The organism is Paenarthrobacter sp. PAE-2 (assembly GCF_026013155.1).
GTDB lineage: Bacteria > Actinomycetota > Actinomycetes > Actinomycetales > Micrococcaceae > Arthrobacter > Arthrobacter ureafaciens.
Genome location: NZ_JAPDNV010000004.1, coordinates 85,043 through 97,737 on the forward strand (window position 1 = coordinate 85,043; position 12,695 = coordinate 97,737).

The 12,695-nt window shown below is 62.9% G+C and carries 11 protein-coding genes; 3 read left to right on the forward strand and 8 right to left on the reverse strand.

Translation table 11 applies throughout. The features are described 5' to 3' along the window. Positions 1–62: 62 nt before the first annotated feature. Genes OCL88_RS03520 through OCL88_RS03550 form a run of 7 tightly spaced genes read right to left on the reverse strand, consistent with a single transcriptional unit; the run spans position 63 to position 7,306 of the window. On the reverse strand, positions 63–1,184 hold the full coding sequence (locus OCL88_RS03520; RefSeq protein ID WP_264961640.1) for a Gfo/Idh/MocA family protein: 1,122 nt from the start codon (positions 1,182–1,184) through the stop codon (positions 63–65). Beyond that, positions 1,169–1,870: a ThuA domain-containing protein gene (locus tag OCL88_RS03525; RefSeq protein WP_264961641.1), complete on the reverse strand. Its 702-nt coding sequence runs from the start codon at positions 1,868–1,870 to the stop codon at positions 1,169–1,171. Before OCL88_RS03525 ends, OCL88_RS03520 begins: the two co-directional genes overlap by 16 nt. Before the next feature lie 37 nt (positions 1,871–1,907). After that, positions 1,908–2,912 carry a sugar phosphate isomerase/epimerase family protein gene (locus tag OCL88_RS03530; protein ID WP_264961642.1) on the reverse strand — a complete coding sequence of 335 codons (1,005 nt, stop codon included), beginning with the start codon at positions 2,910–2,912 and terminating at the stop codon, positions 1,908–1,910. After that, entirely contained in the window at positions 2,912–4,114 is a 1,203-nt protein-coding gene (locus OCL88_RS03535) for a Gfo/Idh/MocA family protein (RefSeq protein ID WP_264961643.1), read from the reverse strand. The genes OCL88_RS03530 and OCL88_RS03535 overlap by 1 nt, the downstream gene beginning before the upstream one ends. Before the next feature lie 30 nt (positions 4,115–4,144). Then, positions 4,145–5,050 (reverse strand): carbohydrate ABC transporter permease, encoded by a 906-nt coding sequence (locus OCL88_RS03540; RefSeq protein ID WP_021472606.1) that lies wholly within the window; start codon positions 5,048–5,050, stop codon positions 4,145–4,147. A 1-nt stretch (position 5,051) separates the two neighbouring features. After that, positions 5,052–5,981 carry a carbohydrate ABC transporter permease gene (locus tag OCL88_RS03545; RefSeq protein ID WP_062095951.1) on the reverse strand — a complete coding sequence of 310 codons (930 nt, stop codon included), beginning with the start codon at positions 5,979–5,981 and terminating at the stop codon, positions 5,052–5,054. Beyond that, positions 5,978–7,306, reverse strand: coding sequence for an extracellular solute-binding protein (locus OCL88_RS03550; RefSeq protein WP_264961644.1), 1,329 nt, complete (start codon positions 7,304–7,306; stop codon positions 5,978–5,980). Before OCL88_RS03550 ends, OCL88_RS03545 begins: the two co-directional genes overlap by 4 nt. A gap of 210 nt (positions 7,307–7,516) precedes the next feature. Between OCL88_RS03550 and OCL88_RS03555 the strand changes: the two genes are divergently transcribed. Then, positions 7,517–8,602, forward strand: a complete 1,086-nt coding sequence (locus tag OCL88_RS03555) for a LacI family DNA-binding transcriptional regulator (protein ID WP_264961645.1) — start codon at positions 7,517–7,519, stop codon at positions 8,600–8,602. Here OCL88_RS03555 and OCL88_RS03560 read toward each other — a convergent pair. Further along, entirely contained in the window at positions 8,562–10,025 is a 1,464-nt protein-coding gene (locus OCL88_RS03560) for a lipase maturation factor family protein (RefSeq protein WP_264961646.1), read from the reverse strand. The two genes, OCL88_RS03555 and OCL88_RS03560, sit on opposite strands and share 41 nt — an antisense overlap. Before the next feature lie 99 nt (positions 10,026–10,124). On the opposite strand from OCL88_RS03560, the gene dxr reads away from it, so the two are divergent. After that, entirely contained in the window at positions 10,125–11,309 is a 1,185-nt protein-coding gene (gene dxr / locus OCL88_RS03565; RefSeq protein ID WP_264961647.1) for a 1-deoxy-D-xylulose-5-phosphate reductoisomerase, read from the forward strand. Between the two features lie 36 nt (positions 11,310–11,345). After that, on the forward strand, positions 11,346–12,677 hold the full coding sequence (locus OCL88_RS03570; RefSeq protein ID WP_264961648.1) for a M50 family metallopeptidase: 1,332 nt from the start codon (positions 11,346–11,348) through the stop codon (positions 12,675–12,677). Positions 12,678–12,695: the final 18 nt, after the last annotated feature.

Genomic DNA, 12,695 nt, shown 5'->3' on the forward strand with positions numbered 1-12,695 from the left:
GGTGGCATTTAATGCCAATGTTTCCCGGAAACACTGTCATCAAATGCCACCTCGTGTGGTTCTTAGGCTGAGACCTTGGTGGCCAGCTCAGTCAGCGGCACTGCCGGCGGCCGTTGTGCCGTGCTCTTGATCGATACCGACTGCCCCGACTTCGCAGACTCGAGGACCGACTCCATCACCTCAAGGGCGTGGAACGCGAGCCCGCCCCCTGCACGCGGTTCCTGGCCTGCTGGAGTGGCCGCAAGGTCGGCAATGCCAAAGCCCCGGCCCGAATCCACATAACCGGCCGAGACGGGCAGTGTTTCCCAGTCCTCGGCGCCGAGGGCGAACAACTGGACCTCGCCGTCGAAATGGTTGGGATCCGGAACCACCAGGGAACCCTTCTCGCCGTGGATTTCCAGGTTGGGGCTCTTGGTCTTGACCGCGTCGAAGCTCATGAAGAGGGTTGACAGCGCACCCGAGGCGTGGACCAATACTCCGGTTACGTGCGAGTCGATGTCTACCGGTACTTTTTGGCCTTCTCGAGGACCGGAACCGATGGTGCGCTCGTTGCGCGTGTGGCTCGCGGTGCCCACCACGGAGACCACGGGACCCAAGAGGGTGACCAATGCCGAGACGTAGTACGGGCCCATGTCCAGCAGCGGTCCGCCGCCGGGCTGGTAGTAGAAGTCCGGGTTCGGATGCCAGCGTTCGTGGCCGGGCGTGGCCATGGTGGCCGTCGCCGAAATCGGGGCACCGATCAGGCCGTCGTCGATCGCTTTGCGGGCCGTTTGGATGCCCGTGCCCAGGACCGTATCCGGCGCACAGCCCACCACCACTCCGGCGGCCCGTGCAGCGTCGAGAATCTGCCGGGCCTCTTCGGTGGTAGCGGCGAGCGGCTTCTCCCCGTACACGGACTTGCCGTTGGCGATGGCCTTGAGGGCCACGTCGGCGTGCGCCGCCGGGATGGTCAGGTTGAGCACCAGGTCGACGTCGTCCGCCGCCAACAGCTCGTCCACCGACACTGCCCGGACGCCTTCGTAGGAGTCGGCCACTGCCTGGGCACGGGCTGGATCGAGGTCCGCCACGGTCATGAGGTTGATCGAATCAAGGCGCCGGAAACTGCTCAGGTACTGGGCGATGATGGCGCCGCAGCCGATGATTCCGACGTTAAGCTGCTTGGTGTCTTCTAGCGGGTTGCCCACAGCATGCCCCTCTCGATGATGGTGCGGACGTTGGAGTCCTGGAGAACTTCCACACGGTGTCCCGGGGTGCAGACGAAGATCCTGCCCTTGCCCCACTGGCGCGTCCAGATGGCAGGGGAAGTGACCTCCCGGTTCCAGGGATCCCATTCGCGCACCTTCTGGGTGGTGGTGGCCAGGACGTCGATGTAGTCGTCGGCCAGGACCCAGTACTGCTCGGTGACCAGCTCAAAGTCGGACAACCCCTTGGTAATCGGGTGGTCCGCGGCAGCCGGCAGCATGTCCACCGTGTAGGGAACGTAGTTGTCCGACTGCTCGCCGATTCTTTCGTCCGGGTGCTTGCCGGGATGGCAGGCGAACTGGCCCCCGATCAGGTGGAGGTAGTCGGAGTTGTTGCGGTAGGAGTCGGCGATGCCGCCATGCCAGCCTGCCAGGCCCGTACCGTTCTCGACGGCGGCACGAAGTCCCTCGAACTCGTCCTTTTCGATGGTGGACATGGTCATGCACTGCACGATCAGGTCCACAGTTGCCATGTAGTCGGCGTCTGCGTAGATTTTGGGCGATTCCTCCACCCGTACCTCGAAGCCTTGGGCTTTGAGGTACGGGATGAAGAGTTCCGTGGCTTCCACAGGCTGGTGTCCGTCCCAGCCCCCGCGTACCACCAGGGCGGTTTTGTTGTTGCTCGACATGTTTTCCTTAATTTTCGGGGCGTATCCGTTGAGTCGTTCAGCGTGTTGAGAATGCGGCGTCGAAGGCCGCTGCGGGTGGTTGGATAGTGGCCAGTTCCTTGACCATGGCCAGCGCCTGCGGGGCACCGACCAGGCGGTCCATGCCCGCGTCTTCCCACTCGATGCTGGTGGGTCCTGCGTAGCCGATGGCGTTGAGGGTCCGGAAGATCGGTTCCCACTGCACGTCTCCGTGGCCGGCCGTGACGAAGTCCCAACCGCGGCGGGGATCTGCCCAGGGCAAGTGCGACCCCAGGCGTCCGTTGCGGCCGTTCAACTGCCGGACGGATTCCTTCACATGGACGTGGAAGATCCGGTCTGCGAAGTCCTGCAGGAACATTACGGGGTCCAGGTCCTGCCAGATGAAGTGGGACGGATCAAAGTTCAACCCGAAGCTTTCCCGGTGCCCAATGGCTTCGAGCGTCCGCTTGGCCGTCCAGTAGTCGTAGGCAATCTCAGAGGGGTGGACTTCCAGTGCGAACCGGACCCCCACCTCGTCGAAGACGTCCATGATGGGGTTCCAGCGGTTGGCGAAGTCCTGGTAGCCGCGCTCGATCATGGCATCAGAGGCGGGAGGGAACATGGCAACGCATTTCCAGATGGAGGAACCCGTAAATCCGGTGACGGTCTTAACCCCCAGCCTGGCCGCAGCGCGGGCCGTAGCCTTCATGGTCTCTGCTGCGCGCCGGCGGACGCCTTCTGCATCACCATCACCCCAGACATCGGGGGACAGGATATCCCGGTGCCGTTCGTCAATGGGATCGTCGCAAACTGCCTGCCCCGTGAGGTGGTTGGCGATGGCGTGGACCGACAAGTTGTGCTTGTCCAGGATCTCCAGCTTGTTCCGGAGATAGGCATCGTCGTCCACTACCCGTACCGGATCGAGGTGGTCGCCCCAGCAGGCGATCTCCAGGCCGTCGAAGCCCCATTCGCCTGCCAATCGGGCAACTTCCTCAAAGGGAAGGTCTGCCCACTGACCGGTAAAAAGTGTGATGGGTCGGTTCATCAGTGCTCCTTGTCAACGTTCTGCCAACGGCTTTCCGCCGCAGCGCTCGCCTCTACGGCGGCCAATACCTTCTGGACCTGCAAAGCATCAGCGAACGACGGCGACGGCTGCTCACCGGCGCCGATGGCATTCACGAGGTCCACCACCTGATGGGTGAAGCCGTGCTCGTACCCCAGGCCATGGCCGGTCGGCCACCAGTTGCCCGTATAAGGGTGGGACGGTTCGGTGACCATGATCTTGCGGAAGCCCGCATCGGGTTCAAGCGAGGCATCGTAGAACTGCAGGGAATTCATGTCCTCGAAATCGAAGGCCAGCGAACCCTTGGTGCCGTTCAGTTCCAGTCGCATCGCGTTCTTTCGGCCCAGCGCGAAGCGGGTGGCCTCGAAAATGCCAACGGGACCAGTGCCGCCGTCGTGCTTTCCGCTGAACCGGGCAGTGAAAAGGGCGGCGTCGTCAACGGTTACCGGGCCCTTGGGGCCGTCGGAGCCACCGTGGCCGCCGAGTCCCACGAAGTCACCACCCACCGGGCGTTCCTTGACGAATGTTTCCATCAGGGCGGAGACCCCGGTGATGGTTTGTCCGGTGATCCACTGGGCCGCATCGATGCTGTGGGCGCCGATGTCGCCCAGGGAGCCGGAGCCTGATTTCGACTTGTCCAAGCGCCACGTGAGGGGAGCGTCGGCATCCGAGAGCCAGTCCTGAAGGTACTGGGCGCGGACGTGGCGGATATCGCCCAGACGCCCTTCGTCAACCATCCGCTTGGCCAAGGCGAGCGCGGGCGTACGGCGGTAGCTGAAGCCGCACATGGAGAGGACTCCGCGTTCGGCCGCGGCCCTGGCCACAGTCGTCATTTTTTCGGCCTCCTCCACGGAGTTGGCCAAAGGCTTTTCGCACAGGACGTGCTTGCCTGCTTCCAGGGCGGCGATCGCAATCTCGGCGTGGGTGTTGCCGGGAGTGCAAATATCGATGAGGTCGATGTCGTCGCGCTCGATCAACCGCCGCCAGTCCGTCTCCACCGAGTCCCAGCCGTACTTGGCTGCCGCCGCCCGGACTCCTTCTTCGTTGCGGCCGGCCACCGCGGTGAGCTGCGGTGCGAGGGGCAGGTCGAAGAAGCGGGGGGCGGTACGCCACGCGTGGGAGTGGGCGGCACCCATGAAGGAATAGCCCGCCATGCCTACACGCAGGGGTTGTGGTTCAGTCACAACTGATCCTTTCTTGTCTGCCTGATCCGGTTACTTGCTGAATCCGGCGGTCAGGCCGCTGAGGAGCTGGCGCCGTCCTACGACGTACAGCACCAGGATTGGCAGGGTGCTCAGGACCACCGAGGCCAGGACCGCCGGGATGTTCACGCTGAATTCGCCTTGGAACGTCCAGAGTCCCAAGGGGAGGACGCGAAGGTCCGGGTTCTGGGTCAGCACCAGCGGGAGCAGGAACCCGTTCCACACGTGCAGGCCGTTGTAGATGGAGACCGTCACGATCGCCGGACGGGTCAGGGGCAGCGCCAGGCGCCACATGGTTTGCCATTCGCTGCACCCGTCCAGCCGCATGGATTCGAACAGCTCATTGGGAACGTCCCGAATGAAGTTGGACAGGATGAGCACGGTGAGCGGGATTGCGAAGGCGATGGACGGGAGCATGATGGCCAGCAGGCTGTCGTAGAGGTTCAGCCTGATGATCATCAGGTAGATGGGGATGATGGTCGCCTGCAGGGGGATGGCGAGGCCCATCAGGAACATTCCGTTGACCAGTTTCAGGAACCTGCCACGTCCGCGGACGATCGCGAAGGACGCCATGAAGGAGATCAGGACCGTCGGGATGACGGAACCGAGCGTCACGATCGCGCTGTTCATGAAGTACGTCGCGAAGTTCGATTCCAGGACCAGCTGGTAGTTCTCCAAGGTCGGAGACGTCGGCGGAGCCAGCGGACTTTGCCCGAAGTAGCCCTCTGCCGTCTTCAGGCTGGTGATCACGATGTAGTAGACGGGGATGATGATGATGGCCAGCCAGATCCATCCGCCCAGGCCGCCGGGGATGTTGAGGCGGCGGATGCGTGTGGCCAGGCTCAGCTTGACCACGGGCGGGTCGGCCTTGGTGCCGGTTGCCGGTGTCTCTTCTGTGTTCGTCAGAACGGTGCTCACCCTACATACCTTCCAATTGGCTGCCCTGCTTGTCCTTGCCTCCAAGACGCTGGAGGAACAAGGCCAGTGCGAGGCCGATGACGACCAGGATCACGGCGATGACGCTTGCCGGGCCCATGAGGTTGGCCCGGAAGCCCCTGAGGTACATGTCCAGGGCCAGGATCCGGGTGGAGTTGCCCGGGCCGCCGCCTGTGAGCACGAAGATCAGGTCGAAGTAGGTCAGGGATCCCACCACCATCAAGGTGGAGGACGTGATGATGGTGTACTTCAACTGCGGGAGCGTGATGTGGAAAAACTGTTTGATGGTGCCGGCTCCGTCGATCTGGGCCGCCTCATACAGGGACTTCGGTATCTGGCGCACCCCGCCTTGGTAGATCAACGTGTGGAACGGCACGAACTGCCAGGCGATGACGAAGATGACCAGTCCCAGTGCCAGCTGCGGAACACCCAGCCAGTCCTGCGCCAGGAAAGGCAACCCCAAGCCCATGGCCAGGCCGAAGTTCGGGTCCAGGAGGGCTTTGAAGGCGATGGCCACCGCTGCCGATGACAGGAGGAGGGGCAGGAAATACAACACTGCCAGGGCCGCACGGTATTTTTGGCTACCCGCAGTGAAGACTCCCAACAGCAGGCTGATCGGAGTCTGGACCAGCCAGGACACGATCATGATCACGAACGTCAGCCCCAACGCGTTGTAGAGTCCGGGATCGGCGAGGACCGAAGTCCAGTTGTCCATCCCGGCGACGCCGATTGCGCCGATGCCGTCCCAGTCGGCGAAGCTGAGGACCAGGACCCCGGCCAGGGGAACGACGGCGAACAGGACAAAGAACAGCAGCGCCGGAACCGTCAGCCATGCGAGTGCGGAATTTTTCTGCCCCTTGGTCTTCTCGCCAGTTCGGTGGGCGGCCGTCCTGGTCAACGTTGAGCTGCTCATTTGCCAAGCGTTGCGTTCATGTTCTCGGCGAACTGCTTGGGCGTGATGGACCTCAGGAACAACTGGTCGATGTTGTTCAGGAGCGCCTCGGCAGCGGTGGGGCTCAGCGCCTGGTCCCAGGACTGCTGGAACGTTGGTGCGTTCTTGGCAAGGTCGTAAACGAAGTTCAGGAAGTCCTTGTCAGGTGAGGATGCAAGCTTGTCCTCGATGCCGTTCACGATCGGCACGGAGCCGGAGTTGATGTAGGCATCGATGACCTTGTCCGTCAGAATGCCCTCTTTGAAGAACTTCTTGGCGGTCTCCTTTTCCTGGTCGCTGGCCTTGGAGGAGATGGACATGTACTGCGCAGGGTTTCCGACGCCGCTCTTCGGATCGCCCTTGCCGCCGGCGACGGTGGGGAAATGGACGAAGCCGAGCTTTCCGTCCTGGACGAAGTTCTGGCCTTCCTTCTTCATGGCACCGTAGGTCCAGGAACCGTGGAGCATCATCGCAGCCTTGCCGGTGAACAACAGTGCCTGGTCGGCTTTGGAGTCTGCCGTGATCGAGGAGAACCCCTTGATGAAGCCGTCAGCGGACACCAGCTCCTGGATCTTGGTGCCGGTCTCGATGACTGCCGGGTGCATCCAGGCATCGGTCTTGCCTTCGAAGATGGCGTTGAAGACCTCGGCGCCGCCAATGCGGTCAAGGAGGTATTCGAGCCACATCATTGAGGTCCATCGGGACTGGCCACCGAGCGAGAACGGTGCCACGCCCATGTCGTTGAAGGTCTTGACCAAGGACATGATGTCGTCCCAGGTCTTGGGAGGCTGCACTCCGGCTTTCTCGAAGAGCTCCTTGTTGTAGAAGAGCACGATCGGAGCCACGTACTGGTTAGGCAGGGCGTAGATCTTGCCGTTGACCGTCGCAGCGCCGAACGAGGACGGGAAGAACTTTTCCTTGACGTCCGGATTGGCGTCGAACCAAGGAGTCAGGTCCTCCACCTGGTTGGCCTCGGCGTAGGTCTTCAGCCCGCCGCCGCCCCAGCCATAGACAATGGTCGGGGCCTGGCCTGCACCAATGGCCGTCTTGATCTTGGTCTTGTACGCATCGTTCTGGAAGTAGGTGACGTTGATCTTGTTGTCGGGGTTCGCGGCGACGAACGCGTCAACGGCGTTCTGCATGGTGGTCTGGTTGGGCTCGCCGGTAAGGAACCACATGCTGGCACCGCCGCCTCCGCCGCTCCCGCCCGGTCCTGACGTTCCGCAGGCGGTCGTTGCCATGGCTGCGAAGGGTGTGAGTGCAGCGAGGGCCAGGAAGGAACGCCGGGAGGACTGGAATTGCTTCATTGCTTCTCCATGTGTTTTCGCTAGGTTGAACAAGAAGGCTCCGAAAAAAATCGAAATATTTCGCAACCGTGATTAAGATCACGGTCTAAACTAAAGCTAAATGAGTGATCCGTCAAGACGCGTTTTTTCTTCGTATCTGAGCTGAACTTGCAATTTTTGGCGAGGCAGCGGATCCTCGAAAATGCCGAAATAATTTCGAAAGTGGGGGTTATGACTACCGGGACAAAGCCGTCCAAGCCAACCCTGGCCGCAGTGGCCCAAGAGGCCGGCGTCTCAACGCCGACCGTTTCCAAAGTCATCAACGGACGCGAAGACGTAGCCGACGAGACACGCACCCGGGTCCTCGCGGCGCTGGAGAGGATCGGTTACAAAACCCCTTCCCAGCGCAGGAGTGTCCCGTCCCGCCGCGCCGTGGAGGCCGTGTTTGATTCCCTCAACTCGGCGTACGCGGTCGAGGTGCTTAATGGCGTGCTCGAACAGGCAGCGATTGCCGACATGGAGGTGGTCCTCTCCGTGACCAGCCGGCAATCAGGGTCGCCTTTGGGGCCTGAAGAGCGCGCCCAACGCCTGCTCGACGAAGGCCGCAGCGGCATGATCGTGGTCACCTCCGCCTTCAACTCAGGTCAGCTCAACGCCTTCCAGCGCCGAAGGATCCCCATTGTGGTGGTTGATCCGCTCAATCCGCCGCCCGGCGATGTCTTCAGCGTCGGTGCCAGCAACTGGGCCGGCGGCAAAGTTGCTGCTGCCCACCTGCTGGCACTCGGCCACCGCAGGATCGCCTACATTGGAGGGCCGGAATCGGCGGAGTGCAGCCAAGCGCGGCTCCACGGCTACATGGCTGCGCTGATGGCCGAGGGCATCAGCGTGCAGGAGGATTACGTCCTTGCCGGGCCCTTCCGCCCCAGTAACGGTGTTCAGGCGATGAAGTCGTTACTGGCATTGGATGATCCGCCCACGGCCATCTTCGCCGCCAGCGACAGCATCGCTTTGGGCGTACTGGCCGAGGCCCGGCGCCAGAATGTGCGCATCCCCGAGGAACTGAGCCTTGTGGGCTTCGACGGAACCCACCAGGCAGCGGAATCAGTTCCCCCGCTCACCTCGGTGTCCCAACCGCTGCAGGACATGGGACGGTCCGCAGTGAACTTCATCCTCCGGCAAATGAACGGCGAGGACATTGATTCGCGTCGGGTCGAGCTGGCCACCCACCTGGTGGTTCGGGAGTCCACGGCGGCCCCGAGGCCGGCTGCCCACCGCTTCACTGCCAAGGAAGCCGGCGCCGGGAATCGAGGGACATAGGCGGAATGGCCTCGTACAGCGGTACCCTCACCCAGCGCTCGCCCGTCGTCCTGAACTCGGCGCGGCTGGCGAAACGGTAAAGGTACGTCTGCACGCGCACCCAACGGGGGCGGCCGCCGTCGAACGGGTCATGGCCAAGCAGCCGAAGCGTCGGCGGATCGGCTGCGAGGAGCTTGTCCAGGAAGCGGTACAGCCATTCCTCGTGCACGGTGCGCAGCGGCAGGAACCACATCATCCAATCCAGCCGAAGGTGGTAGGGCGCCCATTGACGCGGCATTCTTCGGACATCTCCCGGTTTCCCCTTGAACCCGTACTCCAGCCAGGCCTCGTCCGGGGCGTCGGGGTCTTCGTCGGAGGTTCCTTCCACCACTACTTCGATGCGTTGCTTGGTGACCGTGCCAAAAGCTCCATACGCATTGACCAGCCTCCAGCGGTTGAAGCTTGCATTCATGAGTTGCTCCCGCGAGACCAGGTTCAGCAACGGCCGGTAGCTGAACACCAGCAACAGCAACGTCACGGCGAGTACGACGACGTGCCACCACACTGGTGTGGTGGCACCGGAGTGCCACTCAAGCGGGATGAAAGGGAAGACCGCGTGGGCCACGGGATCGCTCACAGCTGCGAAAGCAAGGATGATGGCGGCCCAGTTCAGCCAGGCGAAATTGCCCGAGCCCACAAGCCATAACTGGGTCAGGATGATGATGCCGGCGGCAATGCCGGCCACGGGCTGGGGTGCGAACAGGAAGAAGGGGACCACCAGCTGGGCGAAATGGTTCCCCAGCACCTCGACTTTGTGCAGCGGCCGGGGGAGGAGGTGGGCTTGGCGGCTGAGAGGGCCGGGCATCGGCTGGGTCTCGTGGTGGTAGAACATCGCTGTCAGGTCCCGCCATTCCCTGCCCCCGCGCATCTTGATCATGCCGGCGCCGAACTCAAGCCGGAACACCAGCCACACGACCAGTACCAGGATGGTGGCGGGCGGGGGAGTCTGGTCGGATCCCAGGAAGGCTACCGTGAACCCTGCTTCCAGGAGAAGCACTTCCCAGCCGAAGCCGTAAAAGGTTTGTCCCACGTTGACAATGGACATGTAGAGGAACCAGAGGGCCAGGAAAGCAATCATCGGCAACCACGGCGGCCCTGTCTGCGGAAGTCCGAGGACCAACAACGCGGACACCGCCAGCCCAAAGACGCAGACGGACCGCAGCAGCCTGTCCGAGTAGCGCCAACGGAACAGCGTAGGCCGCCCCATCCGCCGGACAACCCCAAGGAAATCCGGGACGGGAAGCAGGCCCCGCTCGCCCAGGAGCGCCGGGAACTGGTTCAGCGTCGAAAGAAACGCAAGGAAGTAGAGCGCAGCCGTGCCGCGCTGCAGCACCTGGCGGGCGAATTCGTAGTCCCGGGCGTCGAACCAAGAGAGCCACTCCACGATTTCCACGTTACCCATGGGACAGAGAGGCCAACAGACGTTTGCACATATGGGTCCGCCGTGTTCGCCCTGCCCTGCGGCGGCTGGGATACTTGACTCATGCAGCCGCGCAAGATCGTCATCCTCGGGTCCACCGGTTCCATCGGAACACAAGCAATTGAGGTGATCGATGCCGCTCCCCACCTTTTCGAGGTAGTGGCACTCAGCGCAGGCGGCGGAAATCCGGAACTCATTGCGCAGCAGGCTGTGCACACCCGCGCGCAGGCAGTGGGAATTGCCCGGGGCGACGCTGCTGCCCTGCAACAGCTCATCGCCGGCTTTGCCGCGACCGCCGGGCTGAAAGGTTTTGCTCCGGAAATCTTCGTGGGGCCCGATGCCTCAGCCAGGGTCGCGGGCATCCCCAGTGACGTTGTCCTCAACGGCATCACCGGATCCATCGGTCTTGCTCCTACCTTGGCGGCCCTGGAGTCCGGGGCCACCCTGGCGCTCGCCAACAAGGAATCGCTGATCGTCGGCGGTGCTCTAGTTAAGGCAGCCGCGGGTCCAGGCCAGATTGTTCCCGTCGACTCCGAACATTCGGCAATTGCACAGTGTCTCCGTTCAGGCGCGGCAGCGGAAGTCCAGAAGCTGATACTTACGGCTTCGGGCGGTCCTTTCCGGGGCCGGACGCGCGAACAACTGCAGGACGTCAGCCCGCAGGAGGCGTTGGCGCACCCCACCTGGGACATGGGGCTGATGGTCACCACGAACTCCGCCAGCCTGGTCAACAAGGGCTTGGAAGTGATCGAAGCGCACCTGCTGTTCGACGTGCCCCTGGACCGGATCGACGTCGTGGTGCATCCCCAGTCCGTGGTCCATTCAATGGTGCAGTTCGTGGACGGCTCAATCATCGCGCAAGCTTCCCCGCCGGACATGCGCCTTCCGATCGCGCTGGGGCTCGGCTGGCCGGACAGGGTTCCCGGCGCTGCCCGGGCGTGTGACTGGAGCCATGCCACCAGCTGGACCTTCGAACCGCTGGATTCGGAGGCGTTTCCCGCCGTGAACCTCGCCAAGGAGGCAGCCAAGCAGGGGAGCACCTTCCCCGCGGTGTTCAACGCAGCGAACGAGGAAGCTGTGGAGGCGTTCCACGCCGGCCGCATCCGCTTCACTGACATCGTCGATACCGTGGAGTCCGTCCTCAGCGAACATTCAGGCTCTTCGGAGCTAACGCTGGAATCCGTATTGGATGCTGAAGCGTGGGCACGCAGCCGTACCCACGATCGTTTAGCCACCAGCCCCCTGTAGCCCCCCACCCCACCTGATGGAAGCAGTACCGCCCGAATGAGCCCCGTCCTTCTCTTCATCCTCGGAGTCATCTTCGTCGCCATCGGCGTCGCGGTCTCCATCGCGCTTCACGAGGTGGGGCACCTGGTTCCTGCCAAGCTGTTCAAGGTGCGGGTGACCAAGTACATGATCGGTTTTGGTCCCACGCTGTGGTCGCGCAAGAAGGGTGAGACCGAGTACGGTTTCAAGGCCCTGCCGCTGGGCGGCTACGTCGCCATGATCGGCATGTACCCGCCGAACAAGGAGGACGGCGGCGTCCGTCCCTCCAGTACGGGTATGTTCCAGACGCTTGCCTCGGAGGCGCGCTCGGCGGCCCACGAGGAAGTGGGCCCGGACGACGCAAACCGGGTGTTCTACAAACTGCCGGTCTGGAAGAAGATCATCGTCATGCTGGGTGGTCCGGCCATGAACATGCTCATCGGACTCGTGCTGACGGCTGTGCTGCTGATGGGCTTCGGTACGGCCCAGGCCACCACCACGATCGCCGATGTTTCCAAATGCCAAGTCGCAGCCGGCCAGACCGTCGATCCCGATTCCTCGGAGTGCACGCCCACCCCCGCCGCGGCTGCCGGCCTGCAGCCCAATGACACCATTAAGTCCTTCGATGGAAAACAGGTCACGGAATGGGACGAGTTGACCAGTTGGATCCGTGCATCCGCAGGGCGTGAGGTCCCTATTACGGTGGAGCGCAACGGGTCCCTCGTGTCCACCACCGTCACGCCTGTACTTTCTGCGCGGCCCGTCATCGGTTCCGATGGCCGGCAGGAACAGGATGCCGACGGCGTCCTCAAGTACCAGGAAGTCGGGTTCCTGGGCATAGGTGCCCAAAGCGTCCTGGTGCCGCAGCCGGCGTCGAGCGTTTTGCCCATGGCGGGGGAGAACATCAAGCAGATCTCCGGTGTGATCTTCAACCTGCCCGCCAGGGTGGTTGGCGTGGCCAAGGCAGCCTTCAGCGAAGAGCCCCGCGACCCCAACGGCCCCATCAGCGTGGTGGGCGTCGGCCGGGTGGCCGGTGAAGTAGCCGCTATGGAGCAGGTGCCCTTGGAGGCCAGAATCGGCACGCTTGTGGGCTTGCTGGCAGGCCTGAACTTTGCCTTGGCGATTTTCAACCTCATCCCCTTGCTCCCGCTTGACGGCGGGCATGTGGCCGGTGCCCTGTACGAGGGAATCCGGCGTCGGGTGGCCAAGCTGCTCGGCAAGCCGGACCCCGGTGCTTTCGACATTGCCAAGCTCCTCCCGGCAACGTATGTGGTGGCTGCCCTCTTGATGGCCATGGGCGCGTTGCTGATCTACGCGGACATCGTGAAGCCGGTGAACATCTTTGGCTAGGAGCGTCTCCGGCGGCCT